The following is a 23593-nucleotide window of genomic DNA, read 5'->3' as shown; positions in this document are numbered from 1 at the left end:
GCGCGGGCCGTGGCCTCGTGCAGGAGACGACTGATGTACATCCACCCTCTGCTTTCGTCGGTACCGCCCCGTGCGCGCGAGGCGCTGGTGCGGCTGATCGAGCTGCGCAACTTCCGCCGCAACGAGGTCGTCCTGAACGTGGGCGACGACATCGACGCCCTGTACTGCGTGGGCTCGGGCCTGCTGCGCGTGGTGGTGCCCGGCCCCAACGACGCGACCGTCACCACCAACTTCCTCAGCCCCGACGACCTGCACCTGGGCGCGCCCCTGGATGGGCCGAAGCAGCCGTCCGACCTGAGCCTGATCGCCGCCCTGCCCTCGTCGGTCTACGTGATGCCGCTGTGGACCCTGCGGCGCCTGTGCGAGAGCTACCCCAGCGTGCCGCTGGTGCTGATGCAGATGCAGTGCAGGCAGATGCTGGCGCTGCGCAAGCAGATCCGCCGCCGCACCACCATGTCGGCCGAGCACCTGGTCGGCCGCGTGCTGCAGGAGCTCACGCAGCTGGCGCCCGAGGGCGACCATGCCTTCGACCGGCGCATCTCGCAGGGCGTGATCGCCTCCTACGCCGGGCTGTCGCGGCCCATGGTCAACAAGGTGCTCAAGGAGCTGGAGGAGCGCGGCGTGGTCCAGCGCGACGGCGACGCCGTGCATGTGCGCGACGACCTTGCCTTCAACACCGACTTCCATGCGCCGCTGGGCCCGGACGAGCTGGCGCCGCCGTCGCGCGCGCCGGACCATCCGGACAAGGATTTCCCGATCGACTTCGGGTCGCGTTTTTGATCCCATGCCCGACGCCTTCCACCCTGGTCTGCAGTCCGGTCGCCGCCGGCAGGTCCGGCCCGTGGGCGGATGGCAGGCGGATCTGGCCCAGGCGCTGCAGCGCGAGGAGCTGGAGGTGCACTACCAGCCCAAGCTGCATGCCTGCGACGGCCGGCTCAGCGGCGTGGAGGCCCTGGTGCGCTGGCACCATCCCCGCGTGGGCTGGGTGTCGCCGGAGGACCTGATCGCCTTCTGCGAGCGCCACCGGCTGATCGTGCAACTGGGCCGCTGGGTGGTGCGCACCGTGTGCCGGCAGCTGGCCGACTGGCAGCGGACGGAAGGGCTTCGCATCGCTGCCTCCATCAACCTGTCGCCGCTGCAGCTGGACAGTCCCTCGCTGGCCGACTACTTCGACGAGCAGATGCGCGAGCATGGACTGCAGCCCGACCAGCTGAGCTTCGAGATCACCGAAAGCTGGTCGCTGGCCGCCAGCGGCGCGGCCGACGACTTCTTCCGCGTGCTGCGCCAGCGCGGCTTCGGCCTGTCGATCGACGACTTCGGCTCGGGCTATTCCTCGCTCAGCCGGCTGTGGCGCGTGCCGGCGAACGAGCTGAAGATCGACGCCTACTTCGTGCAGAACGTGGCGGCCGACCCGGCCGTGCAGATCGTGGTCAAGGCCGCGGTCGACCTGGCCCATGCGCTGGGCATGCGGCTGGTGGCCGAGGGCGTCGAGACCCAGGCCCAGTGCGAGGCGCTGGTGCGCCTGGGCTGCGACGAGCTGCAGGGCTACGTGTTCAGCCCCGCGCTGCCCCCGGCCCAGCTTTCGCTGTGGGTGCGGGGGCGCATGCGGGCGGCGGACGCGCCGGCGCCGCACGGGGCCGCGCCTTCGGCGCTCATTGGCTGAACGCCATCAGGCCGCGGGGCGGGCGGCGGGCCTGCCCGCGCCGTCGGCTGCAGGCGTCAGCCGCACGGGCAGCCAGCGGGTGCACAGTCCGGCGCCCAGCACCGCCAGCCCGGCGATCAGGAAGACGGACCGCAGCCCGTACCCATGGGCCCCGGTCAGCGCCTGCGCCACGGCCGGCGATGCGAGCCCGGCCGGTGCAGCCGCCGCCATGGCCGTGGCCATCTCCGCCTCCACCATGTGCACCAGCAGCGCCGCAAGCAGGGCCACGCCGCCCGCGCCGCCCAGGCTGCGCAGCATCACGGGCACGGCCGTCGCAATGCCGAGGTGCTGCACGGGCGAGGACCGCTGCGACACCACCGTCACCACCGGAAAGACCAGCCCCAGGCCGATGCCCAGCGGCAGCAGGCCGAGCGACAGCGCCAGCGGCTGCGTCGGCCACCACTGCAGGGCACCCGCCAGCAGCACGAAGCCCAGCACCATCGACGCGCAGGCCGCGCGGGCCACGGTGACAGGCGAGCGGCGGGCACGCAGAAGGCGTCCGCTGCCGATGGCGGCGAAGGTGACGCCAGCCATCAGCGGCAGCAGGTGCCAGGCCGATCCGGTGGGCGACAGGCGCAGGCGGTCCTGCAGGTAGGGCGGCAGCAGGGCCACCGCGGCGTACAGCGCCACCCCCGAGGCCATGGCCATCAGGCTCGCGGCCCGGTAGGCCGCGGGCGCAAAGAGCGACAGCGGCAGGAGCGGATGCGCGGCCCGTTGCTGCCGCCACAGGAAGAGCGCGGCCAACGCCAGCCCGCCCGCCAGCAGCGGGCCCAGCCCCAGCGCCGCCGGCAGGCCCAGCCGCCCGCGCTGCGTGGCCAGCAACAGCAGCACCAGCGCACCGGCCAGCAGCGCACCGCCCGGCCAGTCGATGCGCGCGTCGGCCGCGCCATGCCGACGCCCGGCCGGCAGCGTCATGGCCAGGAGGCCCGCGGCCAGCAAGGCCAGCGGCACGTTGAGCCAGAAGGCCCAGTGCCAGGTCAGGTGCTCCACCAGCGTGCCGCCCAGCAGCGGACCGAACAGCGTCGCGATGCCGTAGGCCGCCCCGAGCAGCGACTGGAAGCGGGGCCGCTGCTCCAGCGGAAAGAGGCTGGCCACGCTGAGCATGGCCAGCGTCATCAGGCCCCCACCGCCCGCGCCCTGGACGGCGCGCGCCAGCACGAGCTGGGCCACGCTGCGGCTGGCGCCGCACGCCAGCGAACCGAGCAGGAACAGCCCCAGCGCCCACAGCAGCACGCGCCGGGTGCCCAGCAGGTCCGCCAGGCGCCCATAGAGCGTGATGACCACCGTGGCGGCCAGCAGGTACGAGGAGAAGGCCCAGGCGAGCGGCCATCGCCCGGGCAGCTCACGTGCCATCACCGGCAGCGCGGTGGACAGGATGGTCTGGTCCAGCGCCGCCATGGCCAGGGTGAGCATGAGCATCGCGAAGGCGATGCGCTGCTGGCGGGCGGGCGGGAAGTCGGACGAGGGCGACGGCACGGCAAGGGGCGGCGGCATGGCGGGAGAAGCTCGGGGAATGGGCGATGCGCCGCAGTGTCCGGATGCTCGTCGATTCCGTACAGTGCAATGTCCGAAATCGATGGTTTCGCCCGATGAAACAGTACGACCTCAACCTGCTGGCTGCCCTTGACGCCCTGCTGGCCACGGGCAGCGTCACGGCCGCCGCGACCCGCATGCACCTGAGCACGCCCGCCATGAGCCACACCCTGGCGCGCATCCGCGAGGTGTTCGAGGACCCGATCCTCGTGCGTGCGGGCCGCCGGCTGGTGCCTACCCCGCGCGCCCTGGCGCTGGCGGAGCCGGTGCGCCAGCTGCTGGCCCAGGCCCAGGCGCTGCGCGCCACGGCAGGACAGGACTGGCAGGCCCAGCCGCGCCGCTTCGTCGTGCGCGCGCCCGAGGGCTGGGCCGTGGCCTATGGCGTCGTGATCGCGCAGGCGCTGGCCGAGCGCATGCCGCACGCCAGCCTGCAGTGGCTGCCCGAAGCACCCCTCGACCCGGGGGCCCTGCGCGAAGGCCGCATCGACCTGGAGATCGGCGCCGTGCGCCGGGCCGACACCCGCGCCCAGGCCGTGCTGCTGGCCGCGCAGCCGCTGATGGGCGCGGCGCGCGCCGGTCATCCGCTGCTCAAGGGCCGCATGACGCTGGCGCGCTACGCCGGCGCCCGCCACGTCGACACCTCGCCCCGCGCGGGCGAGCCCGCCTCCGTGGACCGCGCATTGGCCGAGGCGGGGCTGACGCGCGACGTGGCCCTGCTGGTGCCCAGCACCTTCACGGCCCTGATCGCCGCCTCGCGCTCCGACTTGGTGGCCACCGCCTCCACCCGCACCGCCCGCAAGATGGCCGAGCCGCTGGGCCTCGCCTTGTTCAAGCTGCCGGTGGCGGTGCAGACCGAGCCCACGCGCATGGCCTGGCATCCGCGCCACGAGGGTGACGAGGCGCACCAATGGCTGCGTACCTGCGTGACGCGCGTGTTCCACGACGGGCGCAGCACGGTGCCGCCGCCCGCGACGCCGGCTACTCGAACTTGATGCCGCTGGACCGCAGCGTCTCGCCGAAGGCGTCGTACTGCACCCGGAAGAAGCGGGCGAACTGCTCGGGCGACATGCCATGCCCGTCGAAGGCCTGTTCGGCCAGCTGGGCGCGTACCCCCGGCTGGGCCAGCGTGCGCTGCAGCGCTTCGGACAGGCGCTGCGTGAGCGCTGGCGGCAGCCCCGGCGGCCCGAAGAATCCCGCCCAGGGCGTGATGGTGAGCTTGCCCAGGCCCAGCTCGGTGGCGGTGGGCACCTGGGGCAGCAGCTCGCTGCGCTTGGGCAGCAGGGTCACCAGCGCGCGGATGCGGCCCTCCTTGACGAAGCCGGGCGCCAGCGTGCCGGTGGTGAACATCATCTGCACCTGGCCGCCCAGCAGGTCGGTCATGGCCTGCGAGTCGCCCTTGTAGCGCGCGTTGACCACCGGCCGCTTGCCCAGCAGCTGCAGCATGGCCAGCTCCGACGCACTGTTGCTGGAGGCCGAGTTGTAGGGCGCGCCCTTGCCGCTGTCGATCCAGGCCAGCAGCTCGTCCACGCTGCGCACGGGCAGGCTCGCCGGCACCACCAGGAACATCGAGAACTGCCCGGCCGAGCTGATGGGCGTGAAGGCCTTGAAAGGGTCGTAGGGTGGCTTGGGGCGCACCGTGGGGGCCGCCACCATCGCGGTATTGGTGCCCATGAGCAGCGTGTAGCCGTCCGGCGCCGCCGCCGAGACGGCCTGCGCGGCGATCACGCCGTCGGCGCCGGGGCGGTTGTCCACCACCACCTGCTGGCCCAGTTCGCGGCCCAGGCCTTCGGCGATCACGCGGGTGAGCGAGTCAGCCCCCCCGCCCGGCGAGAAGCCGACCAGCAGCCGCAACGGCCGGTTGGGATAGCCGTCGGTGGCGGCCTGGGTGGCGGTGGTGCCCAGGGACAGGGCGGCCAGCGCGCCGCTGGCGCCCAGCAAGGTTCTGCGTCGCATCGTCGATTCCTTTCGTCGTCAAGAAGGCGCGCACGGGCGCCCTGGCCACCATCGACCGGCGGCCTGAAACAGGGGAGACAGAGAAGAAGGCGCCGGCCTTCAGCGGCCGGGCGCGATGGGCGCTTCGCTGCGCACCATCACCGCGCCGTGCGGCAGCGGGCCCACCATGCGGCGGTACTGCTGCAGCCAGCCGCGGTCATGCTGCGGCGGCGGTGGTTGCCAGGTGTCGCGCCGCTGCTGGAGTTCAGCGTCGGTGAGGTCCACGGCCAGCCGCCGCTCGTCCAGGTCGATGGTGACGAGGTCGCCGTCGCGCACCAGGCCCAGGGGGCCGCCGAGGGCCGCCTCGGGCGCCACCTCGGCCACGACCAGGCCCTTGCACACCAGGCCCGAGAGATGCCCGTCGGTCAGCAGCGCCACCTGGTCGCCCAGGCCCGCGCCGTCGATGGCGAAGACCACGCGCGAGGCGCCCCCGCCCATGGCCGGCCCGCCGCGCACGCCGGCGCCGCGCATCACCACCACCTGGCCCGGCTGGATGCGGCCGTCCTTCAGCGCGGCGATGGCCTCGTCGCTGCTCCAGAAGCACAGCGCGGGGCCCGTGAAGCGCCGCACCTTGCGCTCGCCGATGCCGGCCTTGATGAGGCCCGACTCCGGTGCCAGGTTGCCGCGCAGCAGCACGATGGCGGGATGGGCGCTGACCGGCCGGTCGACGTGGCGGATCACCTCGGGGTCGGCCACCTCGGCATGGCGCAGGTTGTCGGCCACCGTGGCGCCGGTGACGGTGAGTGCGCCCAGGTCCAGCAGCGGTGCCAGCTGTTTCATCAGCGCGCGACAGCCGCCGGCGGCCTCGAAGGCCTCGATGGTCTGCTCGCCCACGGGGCGCACGCCGGCCAGCACCGGCGTCTTCGGGCCGAGCTGGTCGAACAGGCCGTACACGTCCACGCCGCAGTCGCCTTCGGTGGCCACGGCCTGCAGGTGCTTGGCGCAGTTGAGCGAGCCGCCGACCGCCAGCACGGCGCGCACCGCGTTGGCGAAGGCGCCGGGCCCCAGGATGTCGCGGGGCTTGAGGTCGTCCCACACCATGTGGACGATGCGGGTGCCGGCGGCGCGCACGTCGGCCATCATCTTGTCGCCGAGCGCCGCCACGGGTGCACTGCCGGGCAGGGCCATGCCCAGCGCCTCGCAGACGATGTGCATGGAGTTGGCCGTGCCCATGCCCGAGCACACGCCGGGGCCGCGGATGGCCTCGCGGCTCATGCCCACCAGGTCGTCGACGGGCAGGTTGCCGGTCACCGCATGCATGGCGCCGATGAACACGTCCTCGATGTCGACATGCCTGCCCTGCCACTCGCCGCTGGGCTGGTAGCCGCAGGGCACCATGAGCGTCGGGATGTTGAGCCGCGCCGCCGCCATCAGCTGGCCGGGCACGGTCTTGTCGCAGGAGGTCAGGCAGACCATGCCGTCGAGCTGGGCGCCTTCCACGGCCACCTCGATGTCGTTGGTCACCAGGTCACGCGCCGCCAGCATGTAGGCGCCGCGCGCACCGGCGCCGGTGATGAAGTCGCTGGGCGCCGCGGTGCGGATCTCGAAGGGCACGCCGCCGGCGGCGCGGATCGCGTCCTTGAGCACCTGGGCCACGCGGTCCAGGTGGCTGAAGCAGGCGGCCAGCTCGGACGAGCTGTTGACCACGGCGATCTTGGGCTTCTCGCAATCGGCCTCGGGAATGCCGAGGGCGCGCCAGTGCGCATTGCGCACCGACCAGAGGTAGGAGCCGCGCGGGAAGTTGCTGCGCAGCGGGCGTCGTCGTTCGGTCATGCAGTCTGGTCTCCATCGTGGGCGGCACGCGGCCGCTTGAACACTTCCACCGTGCCGCGCTCGGCATCGACGCGCACGCGGTCGCCCGTCTCGATGCAGGCCAGCGGATCGCGGTCGAAGTCGGTGAGCGAGGGGGCGTGGGTGACCACGGCGCCCAGCGCCATCTTGGTGGTCATCTCGTTGAACAGGAAGGCCGCGGGCGCCGCCTTGAGCAGTCGCGCCGTGTGGAACATGGCCGACCAGCCCGAGGAGCCCTTGGCGCCCGGGAACACCAGCACCTTGCCGGCGAAGCTCTGGCCGCGCAGCGCGTGGCCGATCTCGATGACGGTGCCCGTGCGCGGATCGATGCCGCCCCAGCCCGAGATGCGCTCGTGCGTGACCAGCGCCTCGGCCTCGACCACGCCGCCCACCACCTTGCGGCCGTGCAGCACGAAGTCGGGGACCGGGTTCGGTGCCGTGTCGGGACGATTGCTCATGATCGAGTGGCCGCGGAGCAGGCCAAGCCAGGGCACCCCAGGAACTGGCTTTGCCAGGCCTGCGGGTGCGCCCCCCTCCAAGCCGAAGGCGCGAGGGAGGGGGGAGCCGCGAAGCGGCATGGGGGGTGTTTCACTTCAGACCGCCTTGCCAGCGGCCGGTGCACGCCGCTTCGATGCACTCGGCCGTGCTGCCGAACCACGCCTGCACGCCCAGGATGGCCGGCAGGTAGTGCGCCTGCTTGGCCGAGTCCAGCGCGACGGCGCGGGTGCCGGGCGGCACGGCGCGGCTCATGGCCGAGCAGCTGTCGGTCATCAGCACGCCGCCCGCTTCTTCGATGATGCGGGTGTGGCCGCTGCGATCCGCCAGCGCCTTGATGGCGCGGGGCGTGAAGATCCACAGCTGCACGTCGGGGTGCAGTCGGCGCCCTTCCAGCAGCTGCGCGGCTTCCCAGATCTGCTCGATGGTGTAGTGCGGGCAGCCCAGCATCACGTACTGGATCTCGGCCTCGCGCGCGGTGGTGTTGAGCCGCTCGTAGGCGGCGCGACGCTCGGCCGGACCGTAGCGCAGCACCTCGACGGGTTTCTTGCCGCCCAGCGCATGTTCCAGCGTCGGCGCCTCGGGCGTGATGCCGACCAGGTGGAACAGCTCCACACCGCCGGAGGACGCGGCTGCGGCGCCGAAGTGCTTGAGCCGCGGCAGATTGGGCGCGCGGCCGATATCGCGGCCGCGCCGGTGCACCACGGGCACGCCGCTTTGCACCTGCTCGCCGATGAAGTAGCCGAGCAGGCCCCAGTCCTGCACGGACTCCACGTCCACGTCCAGCTCGACGAGGTGGGTGGCGTGGCGGTTCTCGTCGCGGTGGTAGCCCCAGTCGGGGATGCGGGCGGTGAGCATGGCCGCGCCGCAGCTTTCGCGGCCCTCGGTGTTGGTGCGGGCGCCGAGCACCGAGTTGCAGTAGACGACCGCCGACGATTCCATCCACGCGCAGTGCTCGCCGCGGGTGGGCACGTTGCCCACCTGGTAGGGCGTGCAGGTGTTCATGATCTGCGCGCCCAGGCCGGCCGCATGGCGCTCGCTGCGCTCGTAGAACTGCAGGGTCTGGGTGTCGATGCCCATGCGCTCGGGCTGGCCGGGGTCGAAGCCCAGCTGCAGGTGGCTGGTGAAGACCTTGAACTTCGGGATCGGCACCACCTCCTGGCTGTCCAGGCTGAATTCGGAGAACACCGCATCCATGCCGCCGCGCGTCTGCGCAAAGTCCCGCTGGAAGGGCGTGGTGGAGGTGATGGTGGCGCAGACGTTGCGCGTCTCCACCAGGCGCTCGGCCCCCAGCGCCTCGCCATAGCGCACGAGCAGGTCCATGGCCTTCTGCACGGCCGGGCCGTCGCGGCCGTCGTACATGGCCTTCTCTTCGTCGCTCAGGTGCATGGGGCGGGTCCTTGTCTCGGGTCTTTTGTCGTTGTGCGGTGGTGGGGTGCGCAGGCTGTCAGGGCGACGACGCCGCGTCCGCCTCCAGCGGCAGCCGCCCGCCGATCTCGCGGGCGATCTGGCGGGCCAGTTCGCGCAGGCGCGGGCCGACCTCTTCGCGCAGCCGCTCCTCGGTGAAGACGAAGGCGGCGCCGCCGGCATTGAGCGCCATCACCTCGTCGCCCGGGCCGATGAGCGGCACCGACACCGAGTTGATCTCGCGGTGGAACTCGCCCAGCGACAGCGTCCAGCCGGTGCGCGAGGCCTGCGTGAGGGCGCGCTGCAGCGGCTGCGCAATGGCGTCCCACTCGGGGCCGCGCAGCAGCCGCATGGAATCGATCAGCTGCTCCCGCGCCGCGGGCGTCAGCGCCGCCAGGTAGGCACGGCCCAGCGCCGAGTTGGGCAGGGGCGCGCGGGAGCCCACGTCCAGCCGCGGCGAGAGCATGGACGAGCGCGGCCGGCAGGCCTCGATCAGCACCATCTCCATGCCGTCGCGCACCGCCAGGTAGACCGAGGCGCCGCCTTCTTCGGCCAGCGCCTGCATGTGCGGCCGGGCCACGGCGCGCACGTCCAGGCTGCCCAGGAAGACACGCGCAAGCGACACCACGCCGGGCCCCAGCATGAAGCGGTCGGCCACGGCCGCCGGCTTGAGCATGCCGTTGGCCAGCAGCGTGGCCACCAGCCGGTTGACCGTGGGGCGGGGGATGCCGGTCATGCGCGCCATCTCGGCATGGCCCAGCACGGGCCGGTCTTCGCTGAAGCAGCGCAGCAGCGAAAGGCCGCGCTCCAGCGCGCTGACGGTGTCGCCGCGCTCGGCACGCAGGTCGGAGGAATCGGGCACGGCGGCCTTGTCGGAGGGCGTCATGGGCAGGGATGCGGATGCGGCTGAGGAGGACCGGCCACTGTAGATCGTCATGCGCGCGGGCCGCCCCGGTTCAGGCGGTCGTGGCCGGCTCGCCCGCCGGCGCCGCCGCATTGCCGGTGGCGCCGGGGCGCAGGTACACGCCCTGCGCGATCAGCGCCGATTGCAGGGCGCCGATGTCCACCTCACGCGGAGCGATGCCGCCGCGCGAGGCCAGTGCCGCTGCCACGCCCGCGGCCTGCCCGGTGATCCAGCATTGCGGGATCTCGCGCATGAAGCCATGCGAGTTGCGGTCGCAGGAGATGTGGCGCCCGCAGGCCAGCAGCCCGTCCAGCGACTGCGGCACCAGCGCGCCGTAGGGAATGGAGATGTTGGGGAACTTGGGCGAGACGGCGGGCGAGACGCCGATCTCGTCCGCCAGCGGCACACCGTCCGGCCACTGGCTGCGCAGCACGGCGCCGGTACCCACCAGCCGGCGCGCGTGGCGCACGCCGATCTGCGGCGCGCTCAGCATCAGGTAGGCGTTCTCGAAGCCGGGCGCATGGGCGCGGAAGAAGTCCAGGTGCGCGGCCATGGCGCGGTGCGAGCGCACCTCCACGGCCGTCAGGTCGTCCACATCCAGCGCCGAATAGCCGGTCTGCCGCGGGCCCATGAAGAGGGCGATGTCGTCGCGCCAGGAGACGAAGGGCCGCTCGAACAGGCCGATGGCTTCGCGCCCCTGCGCCATGAACTGCGAGAAGGCCTCGGGCTGGCCGGCCTTGAAGTCGATCCAGCGCTTCATGTCCACGCCGCCGAAGAGCCAGGACGTGTTCATGCAGTGGTGCACGTCGGCCTCTTCGATGTCGTTGACGAAGGCAGCGCCGGCCCGCGCGAAGAGGTCGCCGTCGCCGGTGGCGTCCACCACCACGTCGGCCATGATGGCCATGCGGCCTTCCTTGCTTTCGAACACCACGCCGCGCACCTGGCCGTCCTGCACGATGGGCACAGCGGCCCAGGAGTGGTAGATGAGCTTGACCTGGCGCTCCAGCACGATCTCCTGGCTCAGCAGCTTGAGCCGCTCGGGGTCCACCGTCGGCGACCAGGTCACGACGCCGTGGTAGGCCGCCGTGCGCTGCGACCAGTGGGCCGCCTTGGCCGGATCCTGCGAGCCCCAGTCCTCGCGGGCCGGGCCGGCCACGGCATCGGCCGGCAGGCGGTCGAACAGCTCTTCGGCAAAGCCGCGGATTACCGGCTGGCCCTGCCAGTCGGTCATGCGGTCGATCCAGATCACCAGGCCGCCGGTCGAGAGGCCACCCAGGTGGTTGTAGCGCTCCAGCAGGGCCACGTCGGCACCCGCCCGCGCCGCCGCCGCCGCGGCAGCGGTGCCCGACGGGCCGCCCCCCACCACCAGCACGCCGCAGCGGTGGTAGATGGGCACCCGGCGGCCGGGCTCGTCCCAGAAGCCATGGTCGGGCCGGGCCACGCGGGCATCGCGGTCGAAGATGTCGGAGCTGAGGATGCGCTCGTCGGAGCGGACGATGGTTTTCATGGCGGCGTCGTTCAAAGTGGATTCATTTTTTGGACATGAGGTCCATAAAGTCAATCAAATGACGCCGAATCAAGGGTTAACACGGTCGTGAAATGCCGGTTATCGGAAAGATAGTCTGTGCAAAACGGAATTCGGAGACTTCATGCGACCTCGTCCCTCGCTTCCTCATGCCATGCGCCGCCGCGCGCTGGCGCCCTTGCTGGCGCTCGCGGCTGCCGTGCCGGCCCTGGTGGGCCTGATGCCTTCCGCACAGGCGGCCGGCCCTGCCTTCCCGCTCGACGGCAAACCCATCCGCATCGTGGTCGGCTTCACTGCGGGTGGTGGGACCGACGCGCAGGCGCGCATCGTGGCCAGGCACCTGGGCGAGGTGCTGGGCGCGACGGTGCTCGTGGACAACCGCCCCGGCGCCAGCACCATGCTGGCCGCCAGCGAGGTGGCGCGCGCCCTGCCCGATGGGCACACGCTGCTGTATGCGCCCTCCTCCACCATGGCGCAGAACCCCCACACCTTCGCCAAGGTGCCCTACGACCCCTTCAAGGACTTCACGCCCATCTCGCTGGGCGGCCGCGGACCGCTGGTGCTGTCGATCAGCAGCGCCGTTCCGGCGACCAACGTGGCCGAGCTGGTGGCCTATGTGAAGGCGCGGCCGGGCCAGACGAGCTATGCCTCCTTCGGCGCGGGCACCTCGTCGCACATCTACGGCGAAGCCTTTGCCCGCAAGGCGGGCATCGACTCGGTGCATGTGCCCTACAAGGGCGGCTCGGACGCCGCCAAGGACCTGATGGCCGGCCGCGTGCCCTTCATGTTCGATTCGGCGTCGTCCGCCTTGATCGCCGCCAGCAGCGGCAAGGTGCGCATCCTGGCCGTGGCGGCCGAGCAGCGCATCCCCGCCCTGCCGGACGTGCCCACGCTGTCGGAGCAGGGCTTCACCGGCCTGGACCTGCCGAGCTGGCTGGGCTTCTACGGCCCGGCGGGCATGCCGGCGCCCACCGTGCAGCGGCTCAATGCCGCGCTGGCGCAGGTGCTGGCGCTGCCCGAGGTGCGCAAGTTCTACCGCGAAGGCGGCTACGAGGCGGCGGCCAGCAGCCCCGAGGCCTTTGCGCAGCTGACCCGCCGCACCTACGAGCAATGGGGCGCGATGGTGCGCCAGGTCGGCCTGCAGGCGGCCCAGTGAGCGCAGGCATGTCCCTGCGCACCCCCGACGCGATTCCCGAGGTCCATCCGTGAGCACGACCCCCACCCTTCCCTTTTCCCGCCGCCGCGCCTTGACGGGCCTGGCCACCGCGCTGGCGCTCTCGCCCTGGCCGGTGGTGCGGGCCGCGCCGGCGTCCTTTCCCCAGCCGGGGCGCACCCTGCGCATCGTGCTGGGCCTGGCCGCAGGCGGCGCGTCGGACGCGCAGGCCCGCTTCGTCGCCAACCGGCTGCCCGATGTGCTGGGCATTCCGGTCATCGTCGAGAACCGGCCCGGCGCCAGCTTCATCCTCGCGACCGAGGAAGTGATCCGCGCCGCGCCCGACGGCTACACGCTGATGTACGCGCCCTCTTCGGTGGTGGCGCAGAACCCGCAGACGCTGGCCCAGGTGCGCTACGACCCCTTCAAGGACCTGACGCCCATCTCGCTGGGCGCCCGCGGCCCGCTGGTGCTGACGGCCCACAGCAGCCTGCCGGTGCACACCGTGCAAGAGCTGGTGGCCTATGTGCGGGCCCATCCGGGCACGGTGAGCTATGCCTCCTTCGGCGCCGGCACGTCTTCGCACATCTACGGCGAGGCCTTCTGCCGGCAGGCCGGGCTCGACGCCGTGCATGTGCCCTACAAGGGCGGGGCCGATGCGGCGCGCGATGTGCTGGCGGGCCGGGTGCAGTTCTACTTCGACGCCGCGCCCAATGCGATCCAGAACAGCGCCACCGGCAAGGTGCGCATGCTGGCGGTGGCCGCCCCCAAACGCAGCCCGCTTCTGCCTGATGTGCCCACCATGGGCGAGCAGGGCATCACCGGCGTCGACATGCCCAGCTGGCTGGGCTTCTACGGGCCGGCTGGCATGCCGCCCGCGGTGGTCGACACCTTGAGCGCCGCGCTCGCCAAGGTGCTGTCGCAGCCGGAGACGCGCGCCTTCTTCCGCCAGGGCGCCTACGAGGCCGAGGCCTCCAGCCCGCGCGAACTGGCGGCGCTCACGCGCTCCACCTACGACGCCTGGGGCGGGATCATCCGGCAGCTGGGACTGGCGGTACGGCCCTGAGCAGCGGTCGAGCGAACGCTCAGGCCGCCGCAGGCGCCGCGGTCGACGCCCGCACCACCAGCTCCGGCCGCAGCACCACCGTGGAGGCCAGCAGCGCCTGGCCCTCGATGGCCTGGAACAGCATCTCCGCCGCCTGCCAGCCCAGCTCGCGGTGCGGCAGGCGGATGGTGGTGAGCGGCGGATCGACCATGTCCACCAGCGGCATGTCGTTGTGGCCGGTGATGGAGATGTCCTGCGGAATGCGCAGGCCGGCCGCGCGCAGCACGTCGTAGGCGCCCAGCGCCACCAGGTCGTTGCAGCAGACCACCGCTTCGGGCCGCTCGCCCTCGCCCTCCAGCAGCGCGCGCATGGCCTGCTGGCCGGCCTCGCGGCTGTAGCTGTCGCATTCGACGATGCGCGGCGGCGGCAGGCGGTGGTCGCGCAGCGCCTGCTCCACGCCCTGGCGGCGGCCCACGCCGGTGGGCACGGTCTGCGGGCCGGCCAGGTGCGCGATGCGGCGATGGCCCAGGGCCACCAGGTGGTCGACGGCCAGCTTCATGGCCAGGCGGTCGTCGCTCACCGCCGCGGGCAGGCGTCCGCTCTCGTCGGCGCGGTTGACCATCACCGCATGCATGCCGCTGTCGCGCACGAAGTCGATCAGCGGATCCTCGCGCAGCGCGATGGCCATCACCAGCCCGTCGATCTGCTGCGCCTTCATGCGCGCGAGGATGGGCTGCGCCAGCTTGGGGTCGCCCACGTTGGCCACGAAGACGAAGTAGCCGCGCGCCGCCGCCGCGGCTTCGATGCCCTGCAGGATGGGCGGGAACACCGGGTTGGTGATGTCCGGCAGCAGCACGCCGATGGTGTGGGTGCGGCCGGTGCGCAGCGCCGAGGCCGCGCGGTTGGGCTGGTAGCCCAGGCGCCGGGCCGTCTCTTCCACCAGCTCCAGCACCTCCTTGCTGATGCGCTTGCGCCGCGCTGGATCGAGGGCGCGCGAGACGGTCGACACATGCACGCCGCTGGCTGTGGCGACATCGCGGATGGTGACTTTGGGCGGCTTGGCGGCTTTCATGTGTGCAAACGTTTGCCTTTCGAGAGGCAGGCTGTCAAGAGGGTCAATGCTGCGATTGTGCCCTTTGCTTTGCGCTGGATCAGAACCAATAATGTGCAAACGTTTGCACACGGAGCCCCGGTCATGAACATCGTGACGACCCCCGACTCGGTCCTGCCCATCGCCCTGGACGCGATGGCCCGCACCCCCAACCCCCGGCTGCGCGAGGTGATCGCCGCGCTCACCCGCCACCTGCATGCCTTCGTGCAGGAGGTGAAGCTCAGCGAAGAGGAGTTCGAGCAGGCGCTGGACTTCATCGTGGCCATCGGCCAGGCCACCGGCGAGAAGAAGAACGAGGTGGTGCTGGCCGCCGACATCCTCGGCATCTCGACCCTGGTGGCGCTGCAGAACAACCAGGATCCGCAGGGCGAATCGCCCTCTGCCCTGCTGGGCCCCTTCTGGCGCGCCAATGCGCCGGACTGCGCCTGCGGCGATTCCATCGCCCGCTCGGGCACGCCGGGCGTGCCACTCTTCGTCTCGGGCGTGGTGCGCGACGGCCAGGGCCGGCCGCTGGCCGACGCCATGGTGGACGTGTGGCAGGCCTCGCCCGTGGGCCTGTACGAGAACCAGGACCCGACGCAGGAGAACATGAACCTGCGCGGCCGCTTTCGCACCGATGCCGAGGGCCGCTACCACTTCCAGAGCGTGCGGCCCGCCGGCTACCCGGTGCCGGTGGACGGTCCCTGCGGCGTGCTGCTGAAGGCCCAGCGCCGCCATCCCAACCGGCCGGCCCACCTGCACTTCATGGTGAGCAAGCCGGGCTTCAAGGTGCTGGTCAGCCAGGTGTATGCCGACGATGACGAGAACCTCGAAAGCGACCCGACCTTCGGCGTCACGCGCCGGCTGATCGGCCGCTATGCGCTGCAGCCCGATGGGCAGAGCGCCACGCTGGCCTACGACTTCCAGCTGGAGCCGGGCGAGACCAAGTTCCCGCGCCCGCCGATTCCCTGATCGCTCCTTTCTTCCTCTTCCTCTTTCAACCCCTTCCTTCATGACTGCAAGACCATGAGCTTCACCCCTGTTTCACGCCTGGACGGCAAGGTGGCCGTCATCACCGGCGGGCTGGGCGCCATCGGCTATGCCAGCGCGCAGCGCCTGGCCGCCCTGGGCGCCACCTGCGTGCTGCTGCACCGCAAGGCCGAGGACGCCGACGCCCGCGCCGCCGCCCTGCCCTCGGCCGAAGGCCAGCGCCACGGCGCGCTGCGCGCCGACATCGTCGACAGCGCCAGCCTGCAGGCCGCCGCCGCGCAGGTGAAGGCCGATCACGGCCGCTGCGACATCCTGGTCAACAGCGCCGGCCACACGCGGCCGGTGGCTGCGGCCGACCTCGACGGCCTGACCGACGAACTGATCGACGAGCTGCTGCGGGCCAACTTCCGCGGCGTGTTCGCCACCATCCGCGCCTTCACGCCGCTGCTCAAGGCCAGCGGCGACGGGCTGATCGTGAACGTGTCGTCCATCGCCGGCTTCACCGGCGTGGGCAGCAACCTGGCCTATGTGGCCGCCAAGGCCGGCGTGGACGTGGTGGGCGATGCGCTGGCCAAGGCGCTGGCACCGGCCGTGCGCGTGGTGTCGGTCTCGCCGGGCGCGGTGGAGTCGGCCTTCGTGCCCGGCCGCGGCGAGGCCTTCAAGGCCAAGATGGCCACCACCACGCCGCTGGGCCGAATCGGCCTGCCCGACGACGTAGCCGCCACGGTCGAGGCGCTGGCCACCACGCTGCGCTTCGTGACGGGCACGCGCATCGTGGTGGATGGGGGGAGGCACCTATGAGCGCCGCATGGCCGCCCAAAGGCGCGAAAGCCCCCTCGGGGGGCAGCGAAGTACACGAAGTGACAAGCGTGGGGGTCCAATGACCAAGACACTCATTACCTGCGCGGTCACGGGCAACCTGGTGAAGCCCGAGCAGACCCCGCACCTGCCCATCACCCCCACGCAGATCGCCGACGAATGCCTGGCCGCGGCCGAGGCGGGCGCCGGCCAGGTGCACATCCATGTGCGCGACCCGGGCACCGGCAAGCCGTCGATGGAGGTGGAGCTCTACCGCGAGGTGGTCGAGCGCATCCGCCGCCACGACCGCGAGCTCATCATCAATCTCACCACGGGCCCTGGCGGGCGCTTCGTGCCCAGCGAGGACGACCCCAAGGTCTACGCGCCCGGCACCTCGCTGCTGCCGCCGGAGCGGCGCGTGGCGCACATCGCGCTGATCAAGCCCGACGTCTGCTCGCTGGACCTCAACACCATGAACAGCGGCCCGGACGTCGTGATCAACACGCCGAAGAACGTGCGCCGCATGGCTCGTGTGATCCGCGAGGCGGGCGTGAAGCCCGAGCTGGAGATCTTCGACTCGGGCGACATCAACCTGGCGCTGGACCTGATCGCCGACGGCACGCTCGACGGCCCCGGCATGTGGACCTTCGTGCTGGGCGTGAAGTACGGCTTTGCGCCCACGCCCGAGACGCTGCTCTACGCCCGCAACATGCTGCCGCGCGGCGCCTTCTGGAGCGCCTTCGGCATCGGCCGCATGGAGTTCCCGATCGTGGCCCAGGCCTGGCTCATGGGTGGCCATGTGCGCGTGGGCATGGAAGACAACATCTACCTGTCGCACGGTGTGCTGGCAGAAAGCAATGCCCAGCTGGTGGCCAAGGCGCGCGACATCATCCGCAGCCTGGGCGGCCAGGTGGCCAGCGCCGCCGAGGCGCGCCAGATGCTCGGCCTGCCGGCCGCAGGAGCCGCACGATGAACGCCGTTTCGAACCCGAACCCCCACGGCGCCGCCCGCGCCCTGCGCGTGGAGCAGAAGGCCGCCGACCTCGCGTCGCTGCAGCTCGCCCTCGTCGACCAGCCGCCGCCCACGCCTGCTGCCGGCATGGCCGTGGTGCAGGTCGGCGCCGCGGCCGTCAACCCCAGCGACGTGAAGGCCACGCTGGGCCTGATGCCCAAGGCCGTGTGGCCGCGCACGCCGGGCCGCGACTTTGCGGGCACCGTGATCGCTGGGCCCAGCGCCTGGATCGGCCGCGAGGTGTATGGCTCCGGCGGCGATGTGGGCATCACCCGCGACGGCTCGCACGCGCGCTACCTGCTGCTGCCCGAAGCCGCCTTGCGCGAGCGCCCCCGCAACATCTCGATGGACGAGGCCGGCGCCGTGGGCGTGCCCTTCGTGACGGCCTACGAGGGCTTTCGCCGCAGCGGCATGCCGCAGGCGGGCCAGGTGGTGCTGGTGCTGGGCGCCAACGGCAAGGTGGGTCAGGCGGCGGTGCAGCTCGCGGCCCAGGGTGGCGCGAAGGTGATCGCCGTGCAGCGCCGGCCCGGCCCCTTCGAGGGCTTCGCCTGCGCGCCGGTGGACGTCATCGACGCCAGCCAGGAAGACGTGGCCGCGCGCGTGCTCGAACTCACCGGCGGGCGCGGGGCGGACGTGGTCTACAACACCGTCGGCAGCGCCTACTTCGAGGCCGCCAACAAAGCCATGGCCAAGGGGGCGACGCAGATCTTCATCGCGACGCACGACCGCGCAGTGCCCTTCGACATCTTTGCCTTCTACCGGGGCATGCACACCTACGTGGGCATCGACTCGCTGGCCATGGACTGCGTGGCCTCCACCGCGCAGCTGGACGCGATGCGCGAGGGTTTCGAGCGCGGCACGCTCAAGCCCTTTGCGGTAGCGCGCAGCTTCGGGCTGGACGAGGCGCTGCAGGCCTACCGGCAGGTGCTGTCGGGCAGCACCGATCGCGTGGTGCTGCGGCCCTGAGCGCAGGCACGGAGACGACCGCCATGCACGTCACCCGCTTCGACCAGGCGCCCGCCTATGAGGCGCCCCGCCATTTCGACATGCGCTGCCTGCGCCTGCAGGGCAAGGAGGCCGGGCCCTCCGAGCAGATGTGGATGGGCATGAGCCAGATCCTGCCCGGTGGCCACACCGGCCTGGACGGCTCGCCCATGGAAAAGCTCTACCTCGTGCTCGAAGGCCGGCTCACCGTCATCGGCGAGCTGGATGGGCAGACCGAGGAGCACGAGCTCGGCCCCTACGACTCCTGCCGCTTCGCGCCGGGCGAGAAGCGGCAGCTGGTGAACCGCAGCAACCGGCCGGTGCTGGTGGCGCTGGTGATGCCGCACGAGCCGCCAGGGCCCAAGTGACCCCTGGCCGTTCGCACTGAGCCTTAGCCGTTCGCGCTGACCCCCAGCCGGTCACGCTGACCCCAACCGTTCAAGCTCACCCCACCCGTGCACGCTGAGCTTGTCGAAGCGCCGCGCGAGGCTTCGACAAGCTCAGCCCGAACGGATCGAGGTTGACTGCCCCATCCACCCACAGAAGACAAAGACGGAGACAAGACATGACCTTCCCCTCGACCCGCGGCTTCGGCCGCCGCCTCTTCATCGCTGGCGCCCTGGCTGCCACGGCCTTCGCCAGCGCCCATGCCCAGGGCGACTGGCCGCGCGGCCAGACCATCCGCCTGATCGTGCCCTTCACGGCCGGCAGCGGCACCGACATCGTGGCCCGGCTGGTGGCCGAGCGCCTCGGCCCCGCGCTCGGCACCTCGGTGGTGGTCGAGAACAAGCCCGGCGCCGGCGGCACGCTGGGCGCCGTGCAGGTGGCGCGTGCGCCGGCCGACGGCTACACGCTGCTGGTGCATTCGGCGGGGCACCTGGTCAATCCGTCGATCTATCCCAACCTGAGCTACGACACACTCAAGGACTTCGCCGGCATCACGCCCATGGCCAGCCTGCCGAACGTGCTGGTCACCTCGCCCGGCAAGTTCGCGGATGTGAAGGACCTGGTCGCGCAGGTCAAGGCCAAGCCGGGTGGCTTCAACTACGCGTCGGCCGGCAACGGCTCGGCCACGCACATGAATGCCGAGGTCTTCCGCCTGGCGGCGGGCATCCAGGCGCAGCATGTGCCCTTCCGCGGCACGCCCGAGGCCATGACCGAGGTGATGGGCGGCCGCGTGGACTGGTTCTTCGCGCCCATGGTGTCGGCCCTGCCGCTCATCAAGGACGGCAAGCTCAAGGCACTGGCCGTGGGCACAGGCAAGCGCTCGTCGGTGCAGCCGGACCTGCCCACCACGGTGGAGGCCGGCGTGCCCGGCTCGGAGTACCTGTTCTGGGTCGGCCTGTTCGCGCCGGCCAAGACGCCGCGGCCCGTCATCGACCGCCTGCAGACCGAAGTCGCCAAGATCATGACCGCGCCCGACCTCAAGGACCGCCTCGACAAGCTGGGCGCCGAGCCCTTCACCATGCCCTCGGCCCAGTTCGACACCTTCCTGGCGGACGAGACGGCCAAGAGCGCGCGCATCGTCAAGGCCTCCGGCATCAAGGTCGACTGAGCCCGGAGCCGCCTCGCCATGAAGCGCTTCAGCCTGGGCGGCAACGCCGCCGCCACGACGACTTCTGACACGCCCCGCTACCGCCACTGGTGCGACCCCGCCTGTGCCCACGAGGCCGAGCCCGTGCCGCCACGCCGGCAGTTCCTGCGCAGCTCGCTGGGCCTGGCCACGGCCGGCGGCTTCGCGGGCCTGGGCCTGGGCGGCGCACTGGCCAGCTGTGCCAGCACCGTGCCCGCCGGCCCGGCCGACGTGGTGGTGCTCAACGCCCGCATCGCCACGGTGGACCCCAAGCGCCCGCGCGCCCAGGCACTGGCCATCGTGGGCGAGCAGTTCGCCGCCGTGGGCAGCGATGCCGACATGCAGCGCTGGATCGGCCCGCGCACCCGCGTCATCGACGCGCAGGGCCGCACCGTGGTGCCGGGCCTCATCGACTCGCATGCGCACTTCATCCGCGGCGGGCTCACCTACACGCAGGAGCTGCGCTGGGATGGCGTGCCCTCGCTGGCCGATGCGCTGGTCATGCTGCGCGACCAGGCGCGGCGCACCCAGCCGCCGCACTGGGTGCAGGTGGTGGGCGGCTTCTCGCCCTACCAGTTCCGCGAGAAGCGGCTGCCCACGCTGCAGGAGATCAACGCCGCCACCGGCGACGTGCCCTGCTTCGTCATGAACCTGTACGACCGCGCCTTCCTGAACCGTGCGGCGCTGCGGGTGCTCGGCTTCGACCGCAACACGCCCAACCCCATCGGCAGCGTGCTGGAGAAGGACGCCGCCGGCAACCCGACCGGCCTGGTGGTCAACACCACCAGCCTGGGCGGGCTGGTGGCCCTGTTCGCGCGCGTGCCCAAGCTCTCGGACGACGACCAGGCGCTGTCGACCCAGCTCTACATGCGCGAGATGAACCGCCTGGGCCTGACCAGCGTGGTCGACGCCGGCGGCGGCGGCCAGAACTACCCCGAGCACTACAGCGGCATCGCCCAACTCGCGGCCGAGCGCAGGATGACGCTGCGCATCTCGTACAACCTGTTCGCGCAGCGCCCCGGCCAGGAGCTGGCCGACTACCAGGCCTGGTCGCAGAAGGTCGCCCCCGGCCAGGGCGACGACTGGCTGCGCATGGTGGGCGCGGGCGAATACATCCTGTGGGCCGCCACCGATCCGGCCAACTTCGGCAAGAGCGTCGCGCCCGCCCCGGCCATCATGGAAAGCAAGCTCACCGAGGTGGCGACCTACCTGGTGGGCAAGGGCTGGCCCATCCGCATGCATGCCAGCTACGACAGCACGGCCACGCGCATCCTCGACGTGCTGGAGAAGGTCAACCGCGACGTGCCGATGAAGAATGTGCGCTGGGCGCTGGACCACTGCGAGACGCTGTCGCCACGCTCCATGGAACGCGTGGCCGCCATGGGCGGACGCATCGCCATCCAGAACCGCATGTCGCTCGACGGCGAGGTCTTTGCGCAGACCTGGGGCCGCGAGGCGGCGGCCGACGCGCCCGCCATCGGCCGCATGCGCGCCATGGGCCTGCCCGTGGCCTGCGGCACCGATTCGAGCCGCGCCACCAGCTACAACCCATGGGTCTCGCTGCACTGGCTGGTCACGGGCAAGACCATGGGCGACACGCGCCTGAATGCCGACCGCAACCTGGTCAGCCGCGACGAGGCGCTGCGCATGTGGACGCTGGAGGGCGCGGCCCTGACCGGCGACGAGGCCCGCAAAGGCAGCATCCAGCCCGGCAAGCTGGCCGACTTCGCGCTGCTGTCGGACGACTACTTTGCCGTGCCCGAGGACGACATCCGCGACATCACCGCCGTGCTGACGGTGGTGGGCGGCGCGGTGGTGCACGGCAGCGGCGCCTTTGCCGCGCAGGCGCCGGCCGTGGTCAAGCCCATGCCCGACTGGCTGCCGGTGAACGTGTACGGCGGCTACCAGCAGCGGCGCAAGAGCGGCATGGCGCAGGCGCCCAGTGCGGCGGCCACGCATGGCGCCGGCTGCTGTGCCGGGCCCGCGTCGGCGCCGATCATCGTGGGCGATCGCGGCAACTGGCGCATGAGCTGCGGCTGCGCAGTGATCTAGGGCGATAGTGGCGGGATGAACATCCTCATCACCGGCGGCGCCGGCTTCCTCGGCACCCTGCTGGCGCGCAGCCTGCTGCAACGCGGCAGCCTGTGCGGCCAGCCGATCGACACGCTCACCCTGGCCGACCTGCATCCGGTCGGCGATCCGGGCCTGCTGGCGGACCCGCGGGTCAAGTGCGACGCCGGCGACCTGCTGGAGCGGCTGGACGGCCTGATGGTGGGCGACCATGACGCCGTCTTCCACCTGGCCTCGGCCGTGTCGGGCGAATGCGAGGCGGACTTCGCGCTGGGCCTGCGCAGCAACCTCGAAGCCACGCGGCGCCTGCTGGAGGCCTTGCGCGCCCAGCACGCCCGCACCGGCAAGGCGCCGCTCTTCTTCTTCGCCAGCTCGGTCGCCGTCTATGGCGCCGACGAGGCCGTGCCGCTGCCGCCCGTCGTGCGCGACGACACATTGCCCACGCCCCAGTCCAGCTACGGCATCCACAAGTTCATCTGCGAACAGCTGGTGGCCGACTACACCCGCAAGGGCTACATCGACGGCCGCGCCGCGCGGCTGATGACGGTGTCGGTGCGGCCGGGCCGGCCCAACGGGGCGGCCTCGGGCTTTCTCTCGGGCATCGTGCGCGAGCCGCTGGCGGGCATCGACGCCATCTGCCCGGTGGACCCGGCGACGGCCGTCGCCCTGGCCTCGCCCGACACCACCATCGCCGGCATCCTGCGCGTGGCCGAAGCCAGCCGCGCCGAGTTCGGCGGACGCACCGCGCTGAACCTGCCGGCCCTCAGCGTGACCGTGGCGGAGATGCTGGAGGCCCTGGAACGCAGCGCCGGCCAGGCGGTGGCCGCCCGCGTCACCGTCAGGCCCGATGCGGCCATCACGCGCATCGTCGGCGGCTGGCCCTCGCGGTTCGAGAGCGAGCGTGCACGGCGGCTGGGGCTGCAGGCGGATGCGAGCTTCGACGCCGTCATTGCGCAGTACCGGGCGCTGATGGGCTGAGCAGGCTTGCGCGGCTGGCCGCGCAGGCACACCGAGCCACCTGGGCGATGGATCAGCAGCGCAAGGCCGGATGAGGTGCTCGGTCTCACGACCACCTGGCATTGCGCTCGCTTGCCGACGAGGGCCCATCCCGGGCACGATGGCGCCATGAGCTTCACCCCCCTGCGCCTGCCGCCCGGCGCCGACCTGCGGCGCACGCTGGAACAGCACGCCGCCGACCATGCCGACGGCCCCGCCCTCTTCGTCGTCGCCGGCATCGGCAGTCTGGACGGCGCCGTGCTGCGTTTGGCCGCCGCCGAACACGAAACCCGCTGGACCGGGCCCTTCGAAATCCTCAGCCTCTCGGGCTCGCTGTCGCCCCAGGGCACGCACCTGCACATGAGCGTGGCCGACGCGCAAGGGCGCGTGTGGGGCGGGCATGTGGGGTATGGGAATGCGGTGCGGACGACGGTGGAGCTGGTGGTGGCGGAGATGGTGGGGTGGCGGTTGGGGCGGGCCTTTGACGTGCGGACGGGGTATCTCGAAATGGAATTGGGGCCAGTAACAAACTGA

Annotated in this window: 22 protein-coding genes; 14 read left to right on the top strand and 8 right to left on the bottom strand. The window is 71.8% G+C overall.

Annotated features, from left to right (window positions below):
• Positions 1-33: 33 nt before the first annotated feature.
• Both L0984_RS24110 and L0984_RS24105 read left to right on the top strand, forming a co-directional pair.
• On the top strand, positions 34-780 hold the full coding sequence (locus tag L0984_RS24110) for a Crp/Fnr family transcriptional regulator (RefSeq protein WP_017760111.1): 747 nt from the start codon (positions 34-36) through the stop codon (positions 778-780).
• 4 nt (positions 781-784) lie between these two features.
• Positions 785-1663: an EAL domain-containing protein gene (locus L0984_RS24105; RefSeq protein ID WP_234196881.1), complete on the top strand. Its 879-nt coding sequence runs from the start codon at positions 785-787 to the stop codon at positions 1661-1663.
• 6 nt (positions 1664-1669) lie between these two features.
• Here the strand turns inward: L0984_RS24105 and L0984_RS24100 are convergent, their stop codons facing one another.
• Complete coding sequence (locus tag L0984_RS24100) at positions 1670-3196, bottom strand: MFS transporter (protein ID WP_234196880.1); 1527 nt, start codon at positions 3194-3196, stop codon at positions 1670-1672.
• Between the two features lie 95 nt (positions 3197-3291).
• On the opposite strand from L0984_RS24100, the gene L0984_RS24095 reads away from it, so the two are divergent.
• Entirely contained in the window at positions 3292-4227 is a 936-nt protein-coding gene (locus tag L0984_RS24095; protein WP_234196879.1) for a LysR family transcriptional regulator, read from the top strand.
• Here L0984_RS24095 and L0984_RS24090 read toward each other — a convergent pair.
• From L0984_RS24090 to L0984_RS24065, 6 genes are all read right to left on the bottom strand, one after another.
• Positions 4214-5188: a Bug family tripartite tricarboxylate transporter substrate binding protein gene (locus L0984_RS24090; protein ID WP_234196878.1), complete on the bottom strand. Its 975-nt coding sequence runs from the start codon at positions 5186-5188 to the stop codon at positions 4214-4216. The genes L0984_RS24095 and L0984_RS24090 overlap by 14 nt on opposite strands.
• A 99-nt stretch (positions 5189-5287) precedes the next feature.
• Positions 5288-7000: a dihydroxy-acid dehydratase gene (ilvD, locus tag L0984_RS24085; protein ID WP_234196877.1), complete on the bottom strand. Its 1713-nt coding sequence runs from the start codon at positions 6998-7000 to the stop codon at positions 5288-5290.
• Positions 6997-7476: an aconitase X swivel domain-containing protein gene (locus L0984_RS24080; RefSeq protein WP_234196876.1), complete on the bottom strand. Its 480-nt coding sequence runs from the start codon at positions 7474-7476 to the stop codon at positions 6997-6999. Before L0984_RS24080 ends, ilvD begins: the two co-directional genes overlap by 4 nt.
• 130 nt (positions 7477-7606) lie before the next feature.
• Positions 7607-8902 (bottom strand): aconitase X, encoded by a 1296-nt coding sequence (locus L0984_RS24075; RefSeq protein ID WP_234196875.1) that lies wholly within the window; start codon positions 8900-8902, stop codon positions 7607-7609.
• A 58-nt stretch (positions 8903-8960) separates the two neighbouring features.
• Positions 8961-9806, bottom strand: a complete 846-nt coding sequence (locus L0984_RS24070; RefSeq protein ID WP_234196874.1) for an IclR family transcriptional regulator — start codon at positions 9804-9806, stop codon at positions 8961-8963.
• A 70-nt stretch (positions 9807-9876) separates the two neighbouring features.
• Positions 9877-11331, bottom strand: coding sequence for an FAD-dependent oxidoreductase (locus L0984_RS24065; RefSeq protein ID WP_234196873.1), 1455 nt, complete (start codon positions 11329-11331; stop codon positions 9877-9879).
• Positions 11332-11473: 142 nt separating this feature from the next.
• Between L0984_RS24065 and L0984_RS24060 the strand changes: the two genes are divergently transcribed.
• Together L0984_RS24060 and L0984_RS24055 are read left to right on the top strand one after the other, a co-directional pair.
• Positions 11474-12505 (top strand): Bug family tripartite tricarboxylate transporter substrate binding protein, encoded by a 1032-nt coding sequence (locus L0984_RS24060; RefSeq protein WP_234196872.1) that lies wholly within the window; start codon positions 11474-11476, stop codon positions 12503-12505.
• A gap of 49 nt (positions 12506-12554) precedes the next feature.
• A complete protein-coding gene (locus L0984_RS24055; RefSeq protein WP_370646170.1) occupies positions 12555-13568 on the top strand; it encodes a Bug family tripartite tricarboxylate transporter substrate binding protein in 1014 nt (337 codons plus the stop codon).
• Positions 13569-13587: 19 nt separating this feature from the next.
• Here the strand turns inward: L0984_RS24055 and L0984_RS24050 are convergent, their stop codons facing one another.
• Complete coding sequence (locus L0984_RS24050) at positions 13588-14619, bottom strand: LacI family DNA-binding transcriptional regulator (RefSeq protein WP_234196871.1); 1032 nt, start codon at positions 14617-14619, stop codon at positions 13588-13590.
• A 123-nt stretch (positions 14620-14742) separates the two neighbouring features.
• Between L0984_RS24050 and L0984_RS24045 the strand changes: the two genes are divergently transcribed.
• The 9 genes from L0984_RS24045 to L0984_RS24005 all read left to right on the top strand — a co-directional run bounded on the left by L0984_RS24045 (position 14743) and on the right by L0984_RS24005 (position 23593).
• Positions 14743-15609: a dioxygenase family protein gene (locus tag L0984_RS24045; RefSeq protein ID WP_234196870.1), complete on the top strand. Its 867-nt coding sequence runs from the start codon at positions 14743-14745 to the stop codon at positions 15607-15609.
• 54 nt (positions 15610-15663) lie between these two features.
• Positions 15664-16428 (top strand): SDR family NAD(P)-dependent oxidoreductase, encoded by a 765-nt coding sequence (locus L0984_RS24040; protein WP_234196869.1) that lies wholly within the window; start codon positions 15664-15666, stop codon positions 16426-16428.
• Positions 16429-16507: 79 nt separating this feature from the next.
• Complete coding sequence (locus tag L0984_RS24035) at positions 16508-17398, top strand: 3-keto-5-aminohexanoate cleavage protein (protein ID WP_234196868.1); 891 nt, start codon at positions 16508-16510, stop codon at positions 17396-17398.
• The gene (locus tag L0984_RS24030; protein WP_234196867.1) at positions 17395-18402 is read left to right on the top strand and encodes a quinone oxidoreductase family protein; all 1008 of its coding nucleotides are present in this window, start codon (positions 17395-17397) and stop codon (positions 18400-18402) included. The genes L0984_RS24035 and L0984_RS24030 overlap by 4 nt, the downstream gene beginning before the upstream one ends.
• Before the next feature lie 23 nt (positions 18403-18425).
• Complete coding sequence (locus L0984_RS24025; protein ID WP_234196866.1) at positions 18426-18788, top strand: cupin domain-containing protein; 363 nt, start codon at positions 18426-18428, stop codon at positions 18786-18788.
• Positions 18789-18985: 197 nt separating this feature from the next.
• A complete protein-coding gene (locus tag L0984_RS24020; RefSeq protein WP_234196865.1) occupies positions 18986-19975 on the top strand; it encodes a tripartite tricarboxylate transporter substrate binding protein in 990 nt (329 codons plus the stop codon).
• A gap of 18 nt (positions 19976-19993) precedes the next feature.
• Positions 19994-22045, top strand: a complete 2052-nt coding sequence (locus tag L0984_RS24015; protein ID WP_234196864.1) for an amidohydrolase — start codon at positions 19994-19996, stop codon at positions 22043-22045.
• 15 nt (positions 22046-22060) lie between these two features.
• Entirely contained in the window at positions 22061-23041 is a 981-nt protein-coding gene (denD, locus tag L0984_RS24010) for a D-erythronate dehydrogenase (RefSeq protein WP_234196863.1), read from the top strand.
• Positions 23042-23188: 147 nt separating this feature from the next.
• Complete coding sequence (locus L0984_RS24005) at positions 23189-23593, top strand: PPC domain-containing DNA-binding protein (RefSeq protein ID WP_234196862.1); 405 nt, start codon at positions 23189-23191, stop codon at positions 23591-23593.

The sequence above is a fragment of the Pseudacidovorax sp. NFM-22 genome (genome assembly GCF_021401245.1).
GTDB lineage: Bacteria > Pseudomonadota > Gammaproteobacteria > Burkholderiales > Burkholderiaceae_C > Xenophilus.
This window is presented reverse-complemented; position numbering and strand designations above follow the sequence as displayed.